Raw genomic sequence first — 20,792 nt, 5'->3', positions numbered from 1 at the left:
TACCGCCGATGACGGGCGGCAAATTGGGCCATGAAGGAAAGATAAATGTTCCAGTTTTCATATGCGGAGATAATGGAGGATGACCCCAATATCGCCCGTGATAGGGAAAGACAGGTTTTAGAAAGATCGATCGAGCTTTTGGAGGTCGCCAAGCTTCGGGAGAGCTACGGCAAGGACGGTATAGAGGCAATATTTTACACCAGACGCGTTTGGACACGGTTCATAGACGATCTCAAGCAACCCGAGAACGAGCTGCCCGTGGAACTGAAAGCCAATCTGATTTCCATCGCCATCTGGATTTTGCGGGAATGCGAACAGATACGCAAACGCAAATCGAAGAACTATCAGGGCATTATTGACGTTACAACCATCATCAAGGATGGATTAAAATGAAAAGTACACTGCGGATTTCCTTGAAGTCTGGGGAAAAGATCTTCATCAACGGCGCGGTATTGCGCGTCGATAGAAAAGTATCTCTCGAATTCCTCAATGACGTGACATTTCTTCTTGAAAATCACGTTCTACAGCTTGAGGATACGACGACGCCTCTGCGCCAGCTGTATTTCATCGTGCAGATGATGCTGATCAACCCGGAAGGCAAGGAGCAGTCCCTGACCCTCTTCCGCAAGTCGATCACGATGCTGCTTGCGACATTCAAGAACGAGGAAATCCGTTCCGAATTGAAACGCATAGATGCCACCGTTTCCTCCGGTCGTCCTTTCGACGCGCTGAAGACGATCCGTGGCCTCTATGCCAAGGAAGAAGCGATCCTCAATAGCCAGGAGATCACTCCGGCGGTAGTCAACGAACTGAGAAGGGAAATCGCACCATGGTAGACGCCGTCACCGGTACGACATCCACGACAACCACGACGTCCACCGCCAAGACCGATGCGGCCAAGGCGACGCTGGATTACGATAACTTCCTGCAGTTGCTCATCACGCAGATGAAGAACCAGGATCCGACGGATCCAATGGACGCCACCGAGCAGGTTTCCCAGCTTGCGACGTTCTCGAACGTCGAACAGTCGATCAAGATGAACACGAATCTGGAGAGCCTTATCTCCGCTTCGTCGCTGTCAAACGCTTCGTCCTACATCGGCAAGACGATTACGAGCGCTGACGGAAATACATCTGGTGTGGTTGCTTCGGTAGAGGTGACCTCTGACGGCTTGACTGCCACGACCGTTGCCGGCTCCAAGATCGCCATCGGCGAAGGCATCAAAATCTCTCAGACAGCGTCTTAACGGGTTCTGTCGAATCGTATAGCATGGTTTGCAGTGGCCGCATGACGCAGGCCACTGATCAAATCGATGATCCGGCGTTGCGACGCCGGATAGACTGAGCGGACTGAGATGAACGAGGCGGACGCTCTCGATATCATGCAAAATGCGATCTGGACGGTGCTGATCGCAGCCGGTCCTGCTGTTTTGGCGGGCATGCTGGTCGGCATTATCATCGCGTTCATTCAGGCATTGACGCAAATCCAGGAAATGACGCTGACCTTCGTTCCGAAGATCATCGCCGTCATGGTCGCAATCGCCTTGTCCGCCCCCTTCGTCGGCGCACAGATTTCCCTTTTCACCAATATGGTCTTCTCACGCGTCCAGTCTGGCTTCTAGCTCGGTTGACGGCGGTCTCTGTCGCGATACGTAACGCCGCTGTTTTCAGTGACGTTCTCGGAAATATTCCAGATCAGCCGTATCTGCTATCCTGGGACGAATTTTAACGGGCCTAAGCTACAGCCTGCGCCACCATCTCGGGGTGCTGTCCGATAACGCGTACATAGGCAACAGCGAAGTCCGGGGCCGTCGCTCTTGCTTGCTCCCAATCTCTCAAAGTTCCAACAGGAACGTGGAAGCGGCTCGCGAACTCCGATTGGGACAGGCCGAGAGCCGTTCTTGTCTTGCGAATCAACCGCGCCCGCTGGCCTCGGTCCATGGCTTCTGCTGTAATATCGAAGTCTTCTTCATCAGACGGGTCAGCAGGCAGAGTGATATGCTCTTTCTTTACCTTTATTGCTCCTTCTAACCGATATGAAACGAGGCTGTTCGTTTCGCCAAACCTTACGAATTGACGGAATTATCAGGTGGTCATCAGCGAGATGGTGCGGCCCCTAAAGTTTGGCCCTGATGAATATGAGAGCCCAGGTTTCCTGGGGTTTCGGAGAAAAATCGTTCATCTGCCCATTGCAGAAAGTGCGATTATCGGTGGCCGGAATAGCCTTATAGGCAAAGAAAAACCCGCTTTCGCGGGTTTTAAAAACTGTATCCGGATGCTGCGTTACGCCAATCCAAGCCGTTGAACGTCAGACCTTCGATAGAATCTGGCAATTTTGCCGGTCGGTTCAAAGATCGGTTTGATCCCTTCCTTGTCCAACGTCTGCTTCAAACCGGCAATCTGTTTGCCATTCTCACGGGCCATTGTGCTCAACGAAATGTGCTTATCCAGAAATTGCTCGACGGCTACCGGATGGACGAAACGTTGGTGGACGCGAGTGCGAGGATGACGCCGCATCTCTACCGGGAGGACCTCGCGCTTAAGAAGTTCGTCGATGGTGACGGTCGTCGTGCGCAGTGCTTTCTCCAGCGCAGCTACATCAAGATAGTTCTCGGCCTCATCAAGGGCCACGTGCGGAAGGACCTCCTGCGGATCAACGAGCAGGTTCTTAAGGAGCAGCTCATCGCCTGACCACGACACCTTTGTCAGCTTGCCGCCGAAAATGAGATCAACGATCTCGGGAACCTTGCAATGGCAGATAGCTGTGGCGATGTGGATCGAGACGAGGCCATCGTGCGACACACAGTTCCGTTGCGCCTTGAGCCGTGCCAGGAGGCTTACCACGCTTTCACGAGAGATGCGCCGGAATACCCTTGCATAGTCCTCCGAGTTCGCATGATGCGGCAGGTGTCCCTGCTGCAGAAGGATATCAAGGAATTGCCATGTGCAGCCCAGGAGGCTGGCTGCCTCAGATGTCGTGAGGAGCTGTGTCTCCAGGACCAGCTGTTCATGCAGAGCTGCACGAGGAAACACGCGTGCGGCCTTTATACCACCATCCGGGGTGGTCGTAGTGTATCCGTATTTCTCAATTACGTTCTTCACCCGGTCAGGCGTAAGCTGGTACTTGACGGCCGCAGAGCGAACGGTGTGGACTTGACGTTCCTTGACTTCGGTGAGGAAGACATCGCCTGCCTCCATGGGAATGTGCTGCTCGGCGTGGCGCTGAAACAGCTCAACGACCGGTCGATAGTCAGGGTCATTCACGAACTTCCGCAGCCAACGACGTGCTACGCCATAGATATCCATGAATTCGGTGGCAGTTTCGATAGCCGCATGAACATGGTGGGAGAGAAAAGACAGGACCGCTTCTTTGCCCTGCTTGGCAATCAGGAAGCCCTCCCGGCGGCATGAGCCATTCATGAATCCATCCGGAATGCGGTTTCGCGCACGTCCGTCCTCAGGAAGGTTTTGAAAATGCCCGATGACGGTGCAGAACTCTGCCGCCACATAGGCCGGGAGTTCGTCCAGAAACTCGGACGCCTTTCCTGCGCCGTTCACGCGATTAGAGAAGTAGGCATCAGCCAGGTCCGGCTCGCGAATTTCAGGAAGGTTCAAACCCAGTGCGTCAGCGCGCCGAGCAATCCATGCGGTGATATCGCCAGCCGAGATTGCCTCCAGGTCGCACCCGTGGATCGGGCATGTGCCGATCACCATCCACCGCCATGCAGCACGAACATAAGGACGTGTGACCGCGCGACCATGCCCTGCAGCCATGTCCTGACAAAGGCAATGGCGGCAAACCCGGAGAGTTGCCATTTCCAATTGTGACCGCCGGACGGATGTCGCCCCGAAGGTCGTCACATTATGCCCGGTTAGCGCAAACCTTTGGAGGCGTCGTGTTGGAACGCCAGACCAAGCCGACAACAAGCCCGCAGTCTCATCATTCATGGTCTGCAGCCCGGACAGGGGCAGGTTGGTCATCCAGCAAAACTCATCCAGATTACGGTAGCTGTTGGCTTTCGCCATCCTGGAAACGAACATTACGCGGCACTCGTCATCATGGAGAGCGACTTCTCGGGCAAGCTTTAAACCGAACATCATTACTTCTTTCGTTTGGCAACTGGTTTACGCAGGTCGGTGAGCGCGTTCTGGGGTACGATGTCCCGCCACTTGCTTCCACGGAAAGGGTTGTCCTCGCGCAGACAGGCCTTGCGGACTTGGTACACACCTTCAAAATCAGACAGCGTGACCTTCCGGCGATTAGCGTCCATCGCGGCAAAGCAGGCTTTTTTGACGTCGTCACAGATCGTGCCGAAGCGTCCTTGCCCTGCCAGTATGAGGCGCGCCGGAAGCTCGTCCTTTTCAGTCCAGCCGGGTTCAAGGCCTGCGTGCTTTACGACGATATTGGACAAAATCTGGTCCGCCGCCCTCAGGTCCCTTGGGTCTTTCAAGAGTTCAAGGCGAACGGTGTTAGAGCGATTGCTCAGCTGATCATCACCACCGCTGATGAAGTTTGCCAAGTCATCGACGCCAGAGAAGATGGCGTGGAGCGGCCAGTTCTTGATCTGGAGAAGGCTCTTCACGTCGCTTTGCACCGACTTGATAGCGTGTTCCGTATTGTGGAGCACCGTGTCCTGCATTTCGTCGATATGAAGGTACTCGACCCTGTGATCACGCAACTGATCTTTCAGGAAGTCGTAAAGTTCTGGATTGCTAATTCGTTTGTTCCGGACGACCGTGCCAAGTTCCTTCAGTATTTTCAGGGCGAGTTCCCTGGAACTGCAGGGCGACGGCGCTTCAATGCTGATCATGGGTCGTACCCACTCGCCCTCCTCATCCTGGTAAGGCTGAAAGCTCGGCTTCTCTCGGAAAAGCTCCTCCAGCATGCGCGACTTTCCCGTATTGGATTCACCGATCACGAAAAGGGCGCGTTCCTTAAAGCCACCACCCTCACGACAGGCTTTCGCGTTGGCAATGAGGTCATCAAGGTGTTTGCTGACCTCATGATATTTTGCGTAGCGCAGGTACAGCTTGTGGAGATGCAGCTTGCGGTCCGACGGGGTCATAGTGGGGGAGTTCATGGCGATGCTGGCGTCGGTCATTCGATCTCTCCAAAATGCGAAGGTTCGTCATTGTTGTTGTCGGAATAGGCGCGAGCTTCCGCCGTGCTTTCCAGCATCTCCTCGGGGGTCGGAGGACCGGCGAACTCACCGCCCTGCGGACCTACGTAGCCGTCGTGGAGCGGGTCGTAGGCGATTTCGTCTTCGTGCAGTTCCACTTCGTTCACCGCGTCTTCCTCCGTGAACGGGCGGCCTTCGAACAACTGGTCGGTAGCGTACGAAATCTCTTCCGGGCGTAGTGTATGAAGGGAGATTCCCGCGCGCATTGCAGCGCTGGTACCAGCACGACGCATGACGTTGATAGCCTCGTACATGATCGGCAGGTTGGCTTCGGACTTCACCCCGTTGCGGCGGTTGAGGTCCTGCTTGGCAAGGTACCATTCTGCCAGCGAGATGTTCGTCGGCATCCCAATGCAATTTTCGACCGTCAGCCAACCTTCGCCGGTATAGACAGACACAGCCGAGAGATCGTTGCGATGCGTGCGCACCGGGTACTCCTTCGAACCATCCTTGCGGCGGAGGGTTTGCAAAACGTCTGAGTTGTAAGGAATCCCGTGAACCGTCACGCCCGCGCTGTCGATGATGCGTTTCTTGATGACACCGAAGATGTGGCGTTTCTCATGACGTCCGGGCATGGCACGCACACGGTAGGTTTTGGTTTTCTGAACCCAGGCTTCGTGCGGGGTCAGATTGTTGAGGCGTGCAGACGGGCGATTGTGGTGGATGTCGCAGATTGCGCGGATCACCAGATTGATGAACTCATCGACTGCCAGAGCCGCGTTTTTCTCAGCGTCATAGTCGTTCTTCTCCACCACGTTGGAGAAGGTGCGCCCGTCGAAGAACATCATGATGTCGCGCGCAAGCGTTTTGAACAGGCTCTCGATGAAGGGGCGCTTCCAAGCTTGACCAGCGGGCGGACGCGTCAACGCAATCTTGCACATGAGGAATGCATCACGCGTCGCATCTGCAATGTAGGGCGCACCATTGTCTGTGTAGACCACCTCAGGACGAACACCGAACCACGGGGTCTTCGCACCCACCAGCTTGGCAATATCCGTCTTGTCGGTCATCACCATTTCGAGGGTATCGACAACAAGGGCCGAGGACGGATTACGTCCTCCTTTGAGTGCCAGCACATAGTTGGTGGACGTGTCTACAGCACCGCAGAACCAGATGCGCTGCGGATTCTCCATCAGGTATTCCTGAATTGCTTTCGGAAGCATTTGCCAAAAGCCGGACCCCTGCATGGCCGTCATGGCATCGGCGTTCCAATCGTCCATCTCGACGTGTTCGCCGGGACGCTCGGTATCATAGGAATCCATTTTGGGCTTGAACTGGGCGCGAGCGTAGGGAAGCCCTTCGCGGCCCGCAACGACCTCGAACTCGTCCATGGCATCAATCAGAGCTTCGAAACGTTTGCGCCCGGGAGTAATGAGCGGTGCCTTTCCAACACGGCTTTTGTTTTCCTCTGCGATGCGGGCATGGACATCACGGAGCAGCTTTGCCTTCGACGGCTTGCGGCGGCTAGCATAGTTGCGTGCTTCCTCCAGCCAGATCGCATAGCTTTCGGCGCACTCGACCTTCGGATTGCGGAACCCGGGTCCATTGCGACGGTAAATGAGAGCGCGAACATCACGACCGCAGCTCATGTACTCGCGAAAATGACGGTTAAAGCTGCGGACGGACGGTGTGTTGAAAAAGCTCGTGCTGGCATCGCAGCGCGTTTTCCGCTTAGTGCCATCCTGTTCCGTCAGTTCCTGCGCCTCGATCTGGATTTCGAGGCTCCATTTCTTGAGCAGACCCGCAAGTTTCTCGCTACGGGGGAACTTGCGACCGGTTTCCGCGCAATGCTGCTCATAGCGAAGGATCAACGCTTCGTGGAAACGAGCGATGGCCACGTCACGCGGCTTGAAGTCGTCGACGCGCTTGTCGCCGACGAGATGACGCAGCCTCGTCTCCGTCTTGGTGTGGAAATTGTAGTGGACCGATGCCTTGTCGTTCATCAGCGCCTGGCGGATTTCAGCATGGGAAATACGCGTCTCGAAACGGTGGTCCGTTTCCCGTTGGAAACGATATTCGTTGTTGTCGTAGTCAACAGGGACCCAGTTGGTGCCACGGTAGGTGAAACGGTCGAGCGGGCCCATTTCGGTGATCGGAGTGTATTCGGTCATCTTAATTTCCTTTGGACATAGCTTCGCCGTGCTCAGGCACGACGTGTCTGAGTGAGGGCAGGATTGGGGTTGGCTAGAGGTTGATGGTGAACCAGGTCAGTTCATTGACCCGGCCGCGTTGAACTGGTTTGAGGACTTGCAGATCGATCAGCCGCCAGATCGCGATGGTGCGATCCGTCCGTTCGACATGCGGCACATACAGCTGGAAGAACTGTATCTGGCTACCGCTCTGCCCATGCAGCTCTCTCAACAGCGTGCGTACATGGCCCTCATCATGAAATTCGCGAGACCAGAGGATGGTCTTTGCATTGCGAAAATCGTCCTTGGTCGCGTGCCGCTCAGTCATGATTCTCATGTCATCGAACAGCGCGCGATGTATTCTCTGGACACCAGCGAAGACGGGGTAGAGTTCGGCTTTTTCGCGCTCGTATTTGACCGCAATGGCCAAACGGAAGCCGCTTTTGAACCGGGCCCAGTAATCGAAGGTGTGTTCCCGCAGATGTCCCTCCGGGTCGACATACGTCACCTTCGGAAATTGGGAACGAACTTCCACGATGCCGTGGCGGGCCTGGATGACAGCAGATACCTGCTGCTCAAGCTCGCTTTCATGCTGGACCTGGCGATTGTCGAACACCGACGCGCCGTTGGTTTTCAGCATGTGTTTCACAGGAACGTTGCGTGCGCCACCGTGAAGACGAGGTGGCACCCAATGCTCAGGTTCAACGTGGGAATTGGGGGGAAAGCTGGTCGCGCTTACCATTTGGACGTACGCATCCCGACCATCGCGTTTTTGTCGGCATCAATCCCGCCATCCTGGAAAACCTGGAAGCGAGAATGAACGCCCTCTCCGTTGCCGGAGCGCAATTCGGTCAAGATGGCACGACGCACCAAAACATGGTGCAGCACATTTTTCGATGGGCGCATAGATACCTCCTGGGCGCACATGGGTGGCAGCCCATCCGGAGGTAGAGGACACAGTGTCCTTACTTCAGATGGAGCTGAGGAAGGTCGTTCCTAGATTGACGATGCGTATCATCGTGGGGCTCCGTGTTTGAAACTGGAACAGAAGATAGTCAGAGGTGGTACCGGGAGTCTAGCGAGGGAATCTGTGCGTTCAAACTATGGTTAACGAAATCTATACTCGCAGTCCGAGCTTACGGCTCACAACGGTTTGAGCGGCGGTATCATCTCTGTGTCCACCACCTCAGTGTTGCTGTTCGCCACGTACCTCTGAACTTTCGCCACAGCAACTGAGCAAAAAGGCTCGTTTTCCTCTTTTGGTTGTGGGTAATTGCCATCTCGTCCAATGTTTAGGTAACTTTTGCTCGTTAGGCTCGCCGCAATTCAAACGAATCTGACGGCAAAAAATGACCATCGCGATCAAATACAAGAAAATCGACGACTCGGAGGGCGAGTATTATGTCAGCCTGGACGGAAACGCTGGAGAATCGGTAGGCACGGGCGACGACGGCCGGGTCAAGGCTTTGGGAAAAGTCGCTCACAGTAGGGCGTCGAAAGAAGTTCAAAAGAAATGGCTGGAGACACTGAAAGAAGCAGAAGCAAAGTGCGAGAAGGAGTTCTCGCTCAGCACTAGCAGGGTTTTTCTAACGCTTACAGTGGATGGCAAAGAGTCCTACAAGAGAGCGTCCATCGACGAACTAGCTGTTGTCATCAGCCAAATTGAAGCGCCCACAAAGGGTCACCGGCCACCCGGTTTTTAGAGGCCTGAAAACGCTTAGCGTTAGCGATTCTCTCCAAGCCAACGACGTCTGCGGGAGAGCTTTCAAGCCAATACTCATAGTCCAGCAGTGCCCCGTTGCCATGTATAGCTTCGAGTTGCTGCCAGCTATTCAAAAGCAATCTCGCATCAATGACCGCAGCTTCATACTTGCCAATGGGATCGATAATGAGGTTTTCATCAATTCGCTGAAGCCAAGTAGACAACCCATTGGTATCTCCACGTTCAACGCAACTGAAGGCAATACTGACCCTGAAAGGGACTTCTGACGTCCATTGCCAGTCCGGGTCCTTTGCCTTTTCAGTCCGCTCAATGATTGCCGCCTGTAAGGCACCCAGATAGTCGATACTCATCAGCTTAATCCGCTAAGTCATTCATTGGATTCTCGCTGAAGATTTCCATCGGCGCAAATACGCTCACTCGCGTTTAACGCTTCCTCTCTCCTATAATGTCAATCGGGGATTGATTCGGGGGTGGTATGCTGGAAGTCGACAAAAAACGCGAAGCAACAGCTTCGATCAGGGGCTATTTCTACCAGCTCGATGCAGCGTTACTCGAAATCCTGAACGCGGGCCTGGACGAGAGCGTTGTCATCGAGGGCATTGAAGACTTCGACCGCTACACCGATGAAGGTGTCATCTACGGCCAGGTAAAATACTACGCTGAGCAGAACCTAACAGACTCGGTGCTGCGCGATCCCCTGCATAAGCTCTTTGTTCATTTTCACGGGCTCGAAGAAGCACGACGCGAAGGCCGGAAATACCTGCTGTACGGGCATTTTTCGGAAGTCAAGATCGATATTGGTGAGCTTTCGGTCGAGCGCTTTAAATCGGTGATGGAATACCGGAAGGAAGTGAAGGCCGCTGACGGTACGAAATCCTACGAAAAGAAGTCTTTGCTCGACGGCATGGCCGCACCAGATGAGCTAATCGAGGCGTTCTGCAAGAGCTTCAGCATACAAATCTCGACGGAATTTTCTGAACATCGCAACATCGTCATCGAAACAATACGGAAAAACCAAAACGTCTCCGCGTTTGAGGCCGAAGGCTTTCACTATCCAATGGCCTTCGACTACATCGCCACACTCGCCACGAAAAAAGATCACAACGACCGCAAGGTCACCCGTCGTGACCTGCAGGAACTGCTCAAAGGTACTCAAGCTATCCATAATCGCTGGCTTCTCCGGGAGAAGGATGCAAGCGAGTACGCGAAGCATATGAAGCGCCTGTACTTTTCGCCCACGAACGGCGCAGGAATCGTCCGTGCTTTCATCATTGAATGCGATGCGGCAACCGACGCTTCGGTTGTCTGCGACCAACTCAGGGCAATCGGCAACAACTGGAGTTCGGCTAAGAAGCGCCGCATCCAGAGTTCCGAGCGCTACGCGCCATTCATCCTGTTGCGCGGCGCGGATGAACAACTCATCATGCAAGTGAAGAACGAGCTTTTCGATACTGGAACAGTTTTCGTAGACGGTTTCCCATATCGCGGGTCTCTATTCCGCATCGATCACGTTCATAGCCAACAGACCCATGAGCACCAGATCGAGATTCGTCTTGTTGACGACGTTGACCAGTTGCTGGAGGTCCTGGATGGGGTGGGGCGGAAGTTGTGCCACATATACGACTTCTTCCTTAAACGCCCTGCAACCATGGCGCTGCCGGGTCCAAAGAGTCGGATGTATTCGATCCCCGTCAGTAGCATCTCCACAATCACGAAAATTATCTGAGGACATACAATGACTGAGGAAATCGCCAATGCCGAGGTTGTCGCCGTTTACCCCAACAAAGTCCGAGTGGCCGTCGATGATCTCTTGAACTTCCAGGCGGCGGGAGAGTCTCTTCGCGTTGGGTCCTTTCTCAAGGTCTCGGACAATGACAACGTTTCTCTAATCTGCATCATCGAAAGCTTTTCAATCGAGATGAAAGAGGTGAAGGGCGACGGCAGCAGTGACTACAAGCGCGTCTATATGATCGATGCGTATCCCCTCGGGACCCTTAAAGACGGAAAGTTCAATCGCGGCGGTGACGAACTCGCCATTCCACCAAAGAAGGTCGTCCCGGCGACGAAAGCGGAAATCGCAGCCATCTATGCAGACTGCTATGCGGCTGAAGACCGCTTTTGCTTTTCGTCATTGACTAGGCAGCGCGATATCGTGGTCCCTGTCCATGGCGACCGGTTTTTCAACAAGCATATTGCTGTTGTCGGTGCGTCAGGATCGGGCAAGTCGTCGAGTGTGTCGTCAGTTCTGCAAAAGGCAATATCTGCCAGAACCGGCGAATACCACGGCCTCAACAACTCCCATGTCCTAATATTCGATCTTCATTCTGAATACGCCTCTGCCTTCCCGAAGGCCAAAGTGATCACCGTCGATGACCTCGTGCTGCCCTACTGGCTCCTCAATGAGGATGAGATGGAGGACATGTTCCTGGAGTCCGGGGACAACAACAACTACAACCAGGAGGCATTACTTCGCTCAATCATCACGGTTGCGAAGCGCATAGCCAACCCAAAAGTTCTGAAAGTCAATTTCGACAGCCCGCTGCCATACAACATAGACCATCTGGCTAATGCTCTTCGCCATCTCACACGTGAGAAGGTCGACAGTGAGAACTCGCTGACCATCAAACTGAAAGACGGTTCGCAGAAAGAATTCACGGACACGGATGACCAGCTCACGCATTATTGCACCGAGAGCTATGAATTTGCGATCAAGGCTACGGGTGTAAAAAAAGGCCCCTACGCCGAGGGGAGCATCGACAAATTCGAGAGACGCGTAAGGTCGAAGATCACCAACTCCCGCTTAGGGTTCATCTTCGGTGACAAGGCGAAAAACGCAACCTTAGAAGATGTCATAAAGCAGTTTACTGGTTACCGTGATGCGTTGGAGACCAACGTCACCATAATCGATCTCAGCGGCATCCCCTTTGAACTGCTCAGCATCACCGTTTCGCTAATCTCCCGCCTTATGTTTGATTTTTGCTACTATGCTCGTCGGGTCGAGAGCAAAACAGAACAGCCATTTTTGATGGTATATGAGGAAGCTCATAAGTATGCTCCGAAGAGTGGTCTTGCCCGCTACAAGGCTTCACTAGCCGCAATCGAACGCATTGCCAAAGAAGGCAGAAAGTACGGAATCAGCCTCCTGATTTCGAGCCAGCGGCCGTCTGAGATATCAGAGACTATCTTTTCGCAGTGCTCCAACTTCTTGGCAATGCGCCTCACCAACCCTGATGACCAGAGCTATGTCCGCCGACTATTGCCGGATACCCTTGGCAATCTGACCGAGGGAATGCCTGCGCTTGAGCAAGGAGAAGCACTTCTTATCGGAGACGCGGTCATCATGCCGTGCGTCGTGTACGTGGAGAAATGCGATCCAGAGCCTTCTTCCAGCGATGTGAAATATCTCACGCTCTGGAAAGAGGAATGGAAGAAAATTGATTTCAAAAAGCGCGCGGACAATTGGCGAGGATAGTTATTGTCTGCCGATATGAAGCTCATTCAGTCACGGAGATGGCAATGAATACCACGAAGGGGAAGCCTTCACTGAAAGTAACATATAATCTCGACCGGATCGTCCGTGCAATCCAACTGAGTGGCGATGCTATGTCTAGGACGAAACTGAGGAACCAGCTTCAGTTGACGGACGACGAATTGAACGCCGCGTTAGATCATGGCTGCAACGAAAAATTCCTACAGAAAGGGGATTATAATTTTTACGCTGTAAAAAAGCCGTTCGTGATCAGTGAAGAACGTTTTTATCCGGCGGTTGAAATTGGCCTAAAGAGGCTGTGGGTCGCAGAAAATTTCCACGAGAACGAGTTTTACCTGGAAGAAACCGCGAACAAGGACAGCAAGATCGCTGGACGCTGGACGCGTCCAGATTTTACGATGATCTCGCATAAGAAATTTGCGTGGACTATAGGGCACGAGTTCGACGTTGTGACGTTTGAGGTGAAGCGCCCTGACAGTTGCAATGTTTTGGCGGTCTTCGAGGCCCTGTCGCATGCTACAGCTGCGACACGCGCTTACGTGGTTTTCCCGATTGACGCATCTGAGTGGGCTAAATCTGATCCGGCACAGGAAGCCCGAGTTAAAGACGAATGTTCTCGCCACGGTGTCGGACTGATCTTGATTGAGAATGTCTACATCGATCCCCAACCCGTTCATGTGATCAAAGCGGTCAAGCGGGAGATCGATCACGAACGCTGCAGTAACTTCCTAGAAGCCGTAGTGTCTACCGAGGGAAAGCAGCGCATCTCAGTGTGGAAGTAGTGATGACATGAAGGTTGGGTACACCGAGTTCTCCTTTGGATACGCGTTTACCGAAAGTCTCATTCGGTCACACCCCGCCGGAGCAACGGGCGCGCCGGTTTTCCCTAATTTGGTCCAAGAGGCGCAACTTGGATACGACGTCCAAATCCAAATGCCAGCAGTGCCACTTTTCTTTCAGTTTAAGTTGCCTGACCGTATGAAGAAGGAAACCGCGTTCGAGGTATCTACCGGCAGCTGTCCATGCACAGTTGTTCCCCGCAATGGACAAACGGGCATGCTGGAAGGGATATCGGTTCGATTTCGCTACCTTAAAACAGCAAGCGCTGGTCAACAATCCAAGCGCATATCAAGGCGGCCTGGAGCCCCGGATTTATACCCCAACCCAGTTTGGAGCCGTAGACCTTTTCGTTGTCTCTGGGCCTCGCGATAGTGTGGCAGCTGACGCCGACCAGATCGAGATGGATGCCTTCTATTCGTTCGGCGATCCTGGGAGCGTACTTACGAAATGCGATGGCTCATCGAATCCATTCGGAAACCAGCTGTTGACATTTGGAAGGGCCGATCCCAGCGATCACTGCCCGATAGTAATGGTACTTAAGGACGCCAACTGAAGCATCGATATGCTGACATTTGACATCAAGCCGCCTGGCGTAGATCGGTAATTTTCTGAAATTCCGACAGGAGGTCTGGATGGAATTGCGCGAGGTACCGGACAACTCGGGCATTCCGAGCAGGCGGGCTAAGTAGCCAGTCGCAAGAACAAGATCGAGGTGATCCGTGCCGTAGTCCTGCTCGATAGTTTTGAACTCCCTGTCGAGCGATGTCGTTTCGTGCTCCATAAGCGCAATTTGTTCCTCGCTTAAGCCGCCGATCTTTTTCTTCGGGCGAACGAGCATCGTATCTGGTGTCGCAGCCACCAGCGATTGCGCATACGTCACTGTGAATTTGTTCATTGCGATCATTAACTGTGACGCCTCGATCTGGCGCATAGGCTTCATTTTCTTCAGCTGCCCAATCGTGTTCAGTGGAACGTGCTTCTCCTTCAACATCTCGACAGCCTCTGGGCAAATGCCTTCCAACAGGCTTCGTTTGTGTCGGATACTGGAGATGTTGACATTGAGCGCGCGAGCCAATCGCTCCTCCGGCACACCCTTTTCGATGGCCTTCAATATCATCTTATGTTCTTGGATCGTAGCCAGGCGGCTTATTCGTCGATTGTAGGTATAGGCTTCGTCTTCAGTCGCGACCAAGCAGACGACTTCCGTTTCACCGCGTTTAGCGAGAACGTCCAACCGGATGTGTCCGTCAAGCAAATGAAACTTTTCGTGGTCATGCCGATCCCTAATAACAACTGGCGGCTCGATGATACCGACTTCCGCAATCGATGCCGCTATCTGAGAATACTTCACAGATTTCACGGCAGAAGGCGAGAGCTGCTTAAGCGGCATTATTTCTTCAATCGGAATTCGAAGGCTTGTGCTCTCGAATGACAACGGTACGGCGTTGCTCGGTGCGGTCATTGCCGATCCCTTTCGTTTCCCAGCCTGGAAACCAAGGCTTCTGGAAGTGAAACCAGCCCTTCTTCCGCCAGCATGTTGGAGAAATGTTTGTCCGATAAAAGTTTGCGCATCGCTTCTATGACAAACACCAGGCGAGCTTTCGCCGTTTCGGCGCGACGGATAAGTATCCTCTTACGATCAACGTCCTCCTGAAAGGCCCTCAACAACGCCTCCGATGACACCGGTCTTGTCCTGGGTTTCGATTCGACCTGTTTTAGCCCTTTCCCTTGCTGTCGACGCTGCTCGATAAGTCGCTTGGCAGCCATGAGCTTTTTGCCGCGCAGGAGCTTTCTTTCATAGGCTGATTGAAGGGCAGCCTGAATATCATGGTCTTCGGCTTCGGCGATTTCCAGAGCTACGCTAAAGGGTATCTGGCCAGTTTCCACCGAGCGCAGAAGTCGTTCCTCTCCCTTTTCCAAAAGCCGAACTACGGCGTAGACATACTCGCCTGACAGACCCGTCATGCGCGCAATTTCCGGCACACTGTGCCCACGCCCTTTCATTGCTCCAATGTCTTGAAGATAGTCGATTGCCCGATGCTGTCGTCGCGCACAGTTCTCAACGATGCTGGCGACGAGGCAATCCTCCTTGTTCGCGTTCACGACGAGGGCCGGTACTTCCTGCTGCCCCAGAGCCTTAAAGGCTTCGAGCCGCCCCTGTCCGCAAACCAGATCATAATATGGTCCACCAGCTTCCATTCGGCGGGTGACGGTGATGGGGCGTTTAAGTCCGACCTGTCCTATGTTCGAGATTATCTCTCTAAAATGCTTCTTGTTACGCTCACGTGGATTTACAACGGTTATCCGGGAGATGGGGATCATCTCAACCTTCTGAGCCGGTATAGCTGTCATCGGACGACCTCCATCAATGTACGGCGCGTTGCCATCGCATAGAACCGCGAGAGGGATTCATAACGGTATGCGTCGAGCGACAAGCCATTGAACTCGCATAGCCTCAATACGGCTTCGTGCATGTCCAGCAGCGGCAACAGATAGTAGTCGTATGGCTCGGTGTTGCCGGGAGCCATGCGAACCACCAAGGTGATGTCGGGCTTGAGCAGGGAATCTAATCTCACCTTCCACCGAAGAGCGCCGGAAGACGTTTGGATGCACCGAACGATGACTATCGATGTGGTGAACTCATGGTTGATTGTTAGCAGGTCGGTTGCCGGAGCCTGGTCGACGTCACCCCCTGCCAAACGAATACCTTCAAGCACCTCTTCCAAAAGTTTGGGGTACAAACGGCGCAGAGACCGGTTGATCTCCAGATACTTGTAGTCATGGTCGGGCACGAAACCCACAAGTGCGTATGCACGTAATAGACTGCCAAAGCGATGCGAATACGAACTACTGGAAGGGCAATCAGATGCTTCGTCGATAATCAGGCCTGACAAGTAGCCCTGTTGTTGGAACACCTCTGCGAGCTTCTTGAGCATAATTTCATCGGACAGGCGTTCCGACCTCCGAGTGATTATCGCCCGAGCTTGTGCGAAAAGCTCGATGGGCACAATTCCGGTGAATGCACCGTCAGCGCGAACCCAGTCCTCCTCAGGATTGTTCACGTGGGATTGTTTCAGCTTACACGACGTGCGCGCCCAAACGTTGTTGCCAACATATTTCTCGTTAATCAGCACCTGATGCACGGTGCCTCGTGTCCACGACCGGCCCCAATCCGTGAGGATTCCCTCCTGATTTAGAATTGACGCGATTTCGGCTTCGGTCCGCTCCGACCTGACAAATAGATCGTAAATCCTCCGGACCACCTGGACTTCTTGCTCTGGGCCGGGCACCAGAATGACACGGTCCGTCGCGATACTCTTGTGTTCCCCCCGTACCAATTCACCTTTCGGGTTGCCATTTTGGTCGATTAACTGACGGCGAAGGCCGAAGCCTGGAGCGCCACCTTGCCGATAGCCAAGCCGAATAAGATTGGCTTGCCCGTTGAATACCTTGACCGACAGTTCCCTGCTATACTCACCGGCCATTGCTCGCTTGACGGTCTTGATGATGGATGAGCCCATGCTGCCGTCATTCTCGAATTGCTCTGCGCAATAGTGGACCAGAATGCCGTGACGCTTGCAGCGCAGTTCGACCTCGGCAGCTTCATCAGGGTCCTGAAACCGGCCCCATCTGCTAACATCATAGACAAGTACGACTTTGTAGTTGGCTCGGCCAGATTCGACATCTGCAAGCAGACTTTGAAGCGCATCCCGCCCAACCAAGCGAAGCCCGCTTTTGCCCTGATCGGCATAAGAGCGGACGATCTCAAATCCAACCTTCTCGGCGTATCGGCGGATGACCGCGAACTGATTGTCAGTCGAATACTTCTGATGCTCGGTGGACATCCGAACATAAGTTGCAGCAGGAACTCTTGGTTCTTCGGGTGTCGCTGAGCGACCGCCCTTTTGGCTCCAGTCGATGACCATCAGATGTCAACAATTCTCGCTACCGTTCATTCGGGGCGGCCGGAGTATATATCGAGGAGACTAGGAACATGGTTCGGAAATCGGGCACAACTGTTCCGCCTTCTGCGGCGGAAAGTCGTCATGAATATTCGCTTGCGGTGTCCCGTGCACTTCGAGAGGAGTTGGGTCGAAGCGCACGGGCAGCGAAAACCATCATGCAATGGACTGGAGCGAGTGAACGGGCCGCCAAATATTGGCTTGCCGGGTCCAGAGCACCAAGTGGACCACAGCTTGTCTTGCTGGCAAGGAATTCAGATGCTGTCCTTCACGAATTCCTTCGAATGTCTGCACGTGATCTATTCTCCGTCTCCATCGAGCTAGAGGCCGCCGAAGCCTCACTTGCCAGGGCGAGCGCCATTTTACGAGCGTTGCGCCTCAACGGTTCATAGGTTCTTGCCTGAGCGATCAAAATCTGAGGGGAAAACGACCTCCGTCCTCTGATGACGGCAGGGACGCTCTCCTCTACTGGCCGATAGCCAAGATTTAGGCACGGCTTGCAAGAAACAGCGCCAGGGATTGCGGGCAGGAGCCGCCAGCATTGGTCGGGAACGCAGCAGGAGGCAACTGGATTGGATTGCGGCTGGATTTAAATGGAGTGCACCTGGTCGATGCGGCCCACTAAGTCGCAGAAATTCGATTTGATGACCTGAGCTACCTTGGCTTCAGGATAGTTCAAGACTTCACTAATAATTGGCAGTGCTCTTTCGACGTGCCAAGGCATCAACGGCGCATCGCCGTCGGTTGCGAAAGGCCCGTCAGTTTCGGTCAGGAGCCGATTGCGCGGCATGGAGGAGAGCAATTCGCGTCCTTTGCGGCTCCGCAACATCGCTGGTCCGACGCTGAACCAGCAACCCAGCTCGATTGCTCGGTCTAACTCCTTCCTAGTGCCGCTAAACCAGTGGAGAACCGGCAAACTCTTGCTCAGATTCGCTTCGATGACATTCAACACCGCTGTTGCTGCGCCACGAGAATGGATCGACAATATCCTGCCGCCGTAGCCCTCAGCGTACTTCAAAATGATCGAAAAGACCTCGGTCTGAAGCTTGAGGCTAGGCGAATGATCTGGTGATCCATCGATGCCGATTTCTCCGACATACTTGGTCTGCTCCATGAATTTTCGCACGTCGTCGACTTCGCGATGACGGGCGGCGACCAGCTCGGGGTGAAGCCCGACGGCCACTCGAATGCGCTTTCGGCCTTCGGTCAGCCTGATGTTGCCGAGAAAAGCCTTCGGCGTGGTGGTAACCGCCAAAACAAAGGCATCGCGTTTATCTGCCTCTGCGATCACCCGACCAGGATTTGGGTAGAGGTCCAGATGGCAATGCATGTCAATCATCGGAGTCCGGTCGCTTCGAGAAACTCGCCTATTTCCAGAAGACCTTCCTCAGCCACTTTCCGGTACTCATCAGCCTTTACGCCGAAGGATGTTGCTCCAATCGCCGGACCAATCCAACGGCGAGCGCCATGCCGATTTACATAGTCGAGGGCGGTCAACGTTTGCATGACGTCGTCATACTCAGCGAACGCCTTACCATGAAACTCGTTGTTGATGCGACCCTGCACGGTGAGTTCCACCTTGGGATGGATATAGGCTGTGGTATCTCCGTCGATACGCCCACTCCATTTCAAGAATGCAGATCGACGGACCAGGCAAGGTAGGCACCGACCACAATGCGTGTAGCTGCGCCCAGCGCGTCCGCAACTCATCGATATCGGAGCGAGTTCGGCCAGAAGCTCTTGGCTTCGGCATTCCGCCATCATCACGCCCTTTGTTTTGAACTGGTACAGGTTGCAAAGCCGGACCTTTATGCCAAGTTCGTCGAGTAGGCTCTGGAGCATCTCAATGAACTTCGGATGCGTCGTTCTCGTGCTGAGGCTACCTCTCCTCATCGTCGTGAGAGGCACATTCAAACTGATAAACCCGTTCTCCGGCGTATGAAGGTCGACGGTTTCACCAGCAACATATTTATCCAAGAGCGTAGCAGCGAGCACTCCAAACGCGATGAACACAATGGAACGGGGGCGCTGAGAGATTTCGGCAGCAACGCCTGCAGTCCTCGGATCAGCGTTGAGCGAGAGAAGTCGTTGTCCAGCACCGGTTCGCGCGGCAAACTTCTCTTGTTTGGCAACGTCTCCGCGAACCCTATTCGATACATATACTGGGTGATCAACACCCTTGGTTTCCATATCAATGGCACCAATAAGACTGTCCAGGCCGCCTGACAGGAGAGCCACGCAGGTTTCCGGTCGTGAACCAGCGATCTTCTTGGGAGGAGCTGGATGATATCCGCCTTCAACAAAGGTCAGATTCCAGAAGTCACCCGTCAGGAACGAGAGCATTGCCGAAATCTTTTCGGACAGCACTTGCCATCGATGAGGGTCGCTGACTCCGACGGTCAGTTCGATCTCACGGGTCCAGCCATCAGGGCTGACGGTTGCTCGGTTCACCAGTCGGTCAGCACCCACCACGCCGAGCGCCAACGCAGTAAAATCCCATGCCATTGTCGATGGCGACCGCCCCGCCCATTTGAAGAGTTCGCTGGCAACGGATAATCCTGCGTGGCCAGATGTCCGGCTCAGAGCGCCTAGATCACCTTCGAATATGCTGATGCGATGATCCATGCCGGAGGGGGATGGCTGATCGGGTCGGAGCGCTGCGATCTTCATTCGAGATAGCTTTCGAAAATGTCCATAACCTGGGCAGTGACGTCGCGGGCGATTTTCGCCGATGTGCTGCGGCTGATTTTTGAGCCGCTTGCCTTCACCTTCACGTATTGCGTCCGGTACGCTTCCCGAACGAAGTCGCTGATTTCCTTGAGCCGGTCATTTGCCAGAACAGCGCTACCATGGGCCGCTCGCTGGACGGAGGCACCAATGTCAGCAACCAGTATATTGAAGGCGGAGTACGACAGGGTTCTAACGAAGCACTCCTCCGCCAATTCAGGTGGGAGATTGGTGACATCGGCATTTTCGTTCTCATTGAGAACCGAACTGACGGCCTCGGCAATCGCTTCGCGTACACCGGCATCGTCGAGCGACACTTCACCAGGATTGACTGCCTCCGCAATCCGTTCGGCAACCTCACTGTGCGATAACCCCGCCAAGGTCGAAACATCGAGTTCTGACTTCTCACCGTCAACGGTAGCAGCGCCATCGCCCCGAGATAAGATATCGAACACCCCTGCGGCAGCAGAAGAGGACTTAATCATTCGACGGGAAGTCGTTGCCGACCCACCGTATCCCTTCTTCACATAGTTGCCGAGTGCACTTCGAAGACTACGGCTATCACCTGTCTTGGCAAAGTTGCCGATTGCGCGACGGGCTGACGTGAATCTCCGAGCGGGAGCTAGGTCAGTCGGTGTTGCATTATCCTGACCCTCATCTGGTGGTGCCTCATTCGGCTTTTTGGGAGGCGTCGGTCCATCAGGTCGCTTTTCCGGTGGCTTTTGTGAAGGCGACGGCGAAC

Annotated in this window: 22 protein-coding genes; 9 read left to right on the top strand and 13 right to left on the bottom strand. The window is 54.0% G+C overall.

Annotation, left to right across the window (positions count from 1 at the left end; genetic code table 11):
• Positions 1–45 precede the first annotated feature (45 nt).
• The 4 genes from flaF (at position 46) to fliQ (ending at position 1,621) form a co-directional block, all read left to right on the top strand.
• Positions 46–393: a flagellar biosynthesis regulator FlaF gene (gene flaF / locus CFBP5473_RS13020; RefSeq protein ID WP_027673773.1), complete on the top strand. Its 348-nt coding sequence runs from the start codon at positions 46–48 to the stop codon at positions 391–393.
• A complete protein-coding gene (gene flbT / locus CFBP5473_RS13015; protein ID WP_027673774.1) occupies positions 390–836 on the top strand; it encodes a flagellar biosynthesis repressor FlbT in 447 nt (148 codons plus the stop codon). The genes flaF and flbT overlap by 4 nt, the downstream gene beginning before the upstream one ends.
• Positions 830–1,246, top strand: coding sequence for a flagellar hook assembly protein FlgD (gene flgD / locus CFBP5473_RS13010; protein ID WP_027673775.1), 417 nt, complete (start codon positions 830–832; stop codon positions 1,244–1,246). Before flbT ends, flgD begins: the two co-directional genes overlap by 7 nt.
• A 108-nt stretch (positions 1,247–1,354) precedes the next feature.
• Complete coding sequence (gene fliQ, locus CFBP5473_RS13005) at positions 1,355–1,621, top strand: flagellar biosynthesis protein FliQ (protein WP_027673776.1); 267 nt, start codon at positions 1,355–1,357, stop codon at positions 1,619–1,621.
• Between the two features lie 112 nt (positions 1,622–1,733).
• Here fliQ and CFBP5473_RS13000 read toward each other — a convergent pair whose 3' ends face one another.
• On the bottom strand, positions 1,734–1,940 hold the full coding sequence (locus CFBP5473_RS13000) for a helix-turn-helix domain-containing protein (protein ID WP_037170675.1): 207 nt from the start codon (positions 1,938–1,940) through the stop codon (positions 1,734–1,736).
• A 148-nt stretch (positions 1,941–2,088) separates the two neighbouring features.
• Here CFBP5473_RS13000 and CFBP5473_RS12990 point away from each other — a divergent pair, with 148 nt between their 5' ends.
• A complete protein-coding gene (locus CFBP5473_RS12990; RefSeq protein ID WP_136954360.1) occupies positions 2,089–2,304 on the top strand; it encodes a hypothetical protein in 216 nt (71 codons plus the stop codon).
• On the opposite strand, the gene CFBP5473_RS12985 is transcribed toward CFBP5473_RS12990, so the two are convergent.
• The 5 genes from CFBP5473_RS12985 to CFBP5473_RS25080 form a co-directional block, all read right to left on the bottom strand.
• The gene (locus tag CFBP5473_RS12985) at positions 2,283–4,100 is read right to left on the bottom strand and encodes a TniQ family protein (protein WP_084631444.1); all 1,818 of its coding nucleotides are present in this window, start codon (positions 4,098–4,100) and stop codon (positions 2,283–2,285) included. The two genes, CFBP5473_RS12990 and CFBP5473_RS12985, sit on opposite strands and share 22 nt — an antisense overlap.
• Entirely contained in the window at positions 4,100–5,101 is a 1,002-nt protein-coding gene (locus CFBP5473_RS12980) for a TniB family NTP-binding protein (protein WP_051441145.1), read from the bottom strand. Before CFBP5473_RS12980 ends, CFBP5473_RS12985 begins: the two co-directional genes overlap by 1 nt.
• Entirely contained in the window at positions 5,098–7,290 is a 2,193-nt protein-coding gene (locus CFBP5473_RS12975) for a DDE-type integrase/transposase/recombinase (protein ID WP_051441146.1), read from the bottom strand. Before CFBP5473_RS12975 ends, CFBP5473_RS12980 begins: the two co-directional genes overlap by 4 nt.
• A 73-nt stretch (positions 7,291–7,363) precedes the next feature.
• The gene (locus tag CFBP5473_RS12970; RefSeq protein WP_027673779.1) at positions 7,364–7,948 is read right to left on the bottom strand and encodes a hypothetical protein; all 585 of its coding nucleotides are present in this window, start codon (positions 7,946–7,948) and stop codon (positions 7,364–7,366) included.
• 95 nt (positions 7,949–8,043) lie between these two features.
• Positions 8,044–8,214 (bottom strand): hypothetical protein, encoded by a 171-nt coding sequence (locus CFBP5473_RS25080; protein WP_157835782.1) that lies wholly within the window; start codon positions 8,212–8,214, stop codon positions 8,044–8,046.
• Positions 8,215–8,657: 443 nt separating this feature from the next.
• Here CFBP5473_RS25080 and CFBP5473_RS12965 point away from each other — a divergent pair, with 443 nt between their 5' ends.
• Positions 8,658–9,011, top strand: a complete 354-nt coding sequence (locus CFBP5473_RS12965; protein WP_027673780.1) for a hypothetical protein — start codon at positions 8,658–8,660, stop codon at positions 9,009–9,011.
• Here the strand turns inward: CFBP5473_RS12965 and CFBP5473_RS12960 are convergent.
• Positions 8,962–9,381 carry a hypothetical protein gene (locus CFBP5473_RS12960; RefSeq protein WP_136954359.1) on the bottom strand — a complete coding sequence of 140 codons (420 nt, stop codon included), beginning with the start codon at positions 9,379–9,381 and terminating at the stop codon, positions 8,962–8,964. The genes CFBP5473_RS12965 and CFBP5473_RS12960 overlap by 50 nt on opposite strands.
• Positions 9,382–9,506: 125 nt before the next feature.
• On the opposite strand from CFBP5473_RS12960, the gene CFBP5473_RS12955 reads away from it, so the two are divergent.
• The 3 genes from CFBP5473_RS12955 to CFBP5473_RS12945 are packed head-to-tail and all read left to right on the top strand — an operon-like array spanning position 9,507 to position 13,303.
• The gene (locus tag CFBP5473_RS12955) at positions 9,507–10,757 is read left to right on the top strand and encodes a DUF4297 family anti-phage-associated protein (RefSeq protein WP_027673782.1); all 1,251 of its coding nucleotides are present in this window, start codon (positions 9,507–9,509) and stop codon (positions 10,755–10,757) included.
• 9 nt (positions 10,758–10,766) lie between these two features.
• On the top strand, positions 10,767–12,503 hold the full coding sequence (locus tag CFBP5473_RS12950) for an ATP-binding protein (RefSeq protein ID WP_027673783.1): 1,737 nt from the start codon (positions 10,767–10,769) through the stop codon (positions 12,501–12,503).
• A 44-nt stretch (positions 12,504–12,547) separates the two neighbouring features.
• On the top strand, positions 12,548–13,303 hold the full coding sequence (locus CFBP5473_RS12945; protein ID WP_027673784.1) for a hypothetical protein: 756 nt from the start codon (positions 12,548–12,550) through the stop codon (positions 13,301–13,303).
• 515 nt (positions 13,304–13,818) lie between these two features.
• Here CFBP5473_RS12945 and CFBP5473_RS12940 read toward each other — a convergent pair.
• From CFBP5473_RS12940 to CFBP5473_RS25345, 6 genes are all read right to left on the bottom strand, one after another.
• Entirely contained in the window at positions 13,819–14,823 is a 1,005-nt protein-coding gene (locus CFBP5473_RS12940) for a plasmid partitioning protein RepB C-terminal domain-containing protein (protein ID WP_234881759.1), read from the bottom strand.
• On the bottom strand, positions 14,820–15,713 hold the full coding sequence (locus CFBP5473_RS12935) for a plasmid partitioning protein RepB C-terminal domain-containing protein (RefSeq protein WP_027673786.1): 894 nt from the start codon (positions 15,711–15,713) through the stop codon (positions 14,820–14,822). Before CFBP5473_RS12935 ends, CFBP5473_RS12940 begins: the two co-directional genes overlap by 4 nt.
• Entirely contained in the window at positions 15,710–17,287 is a 1,578-nt protein-coding gene (locus CFBP5473_RS12930; RefSeq protein WP_027673787.1) for a recombinase family protein, read from the bottom strand. Before CFBP5473_RS12930 ends, CFBP5473_RS12935 begins: the two co-directional genes overlap by 4 nt.
• Positions 17,288–17,912: 625 nt before the next feature.
• Positions 17,913–18,662, bottom strand: coding sequence for a Qat anti-phage system TatD family nuclease QatD (gene qatD / locus CFBP5473_RS12920; protein ID WP_027673788.1), 750 nt, complete (start codon positions 18,660–18,662; stop codon positions 17,913–17,915).
• Positions 18,659–19,993, bottom strand: coding sequence for a Qat anti-phage system QueC-like protein QatC (gene qatC / locus CFBP5473_RS12915; protein ID WP_027673789.1), 1,335 nt, complete (start codon positions 19,991–19,993; stop codon positions 18,659–18,661). Before qatC ends, qatD begins: the two co-directional genes overlap by 4 nt.
• On the bottom strand, positions 19,990–20,577 hold the full coding sequence (locus CFBP5473_RS25345; RefSeq protein WP_234881758.1) for a hypothetical protein: 588 nt from the start codon (positions 20,575–20,577) through the stop codon (positions 19,990–19,992). Before CFBP5473_RS25345 ends, qatC begins: the two co-directional genes overlap by 4 nt.
• Positions 20,578–20,792 lie beyond the last annotated feature (215 nt).

It is taken from the genome of Agrobacterium larrymoorei (assembly GCF_005145045.1).
GTDB lineage: Bacteria > Pseudomonadota > Alphaproteobacteria > Rhizobiales > Rhizobiaceae > Agrobacterium > Agrobacterium larrymoorei.
This window is presented reverse-complemented; position numbering and strand designations above follow the sequence as displayed.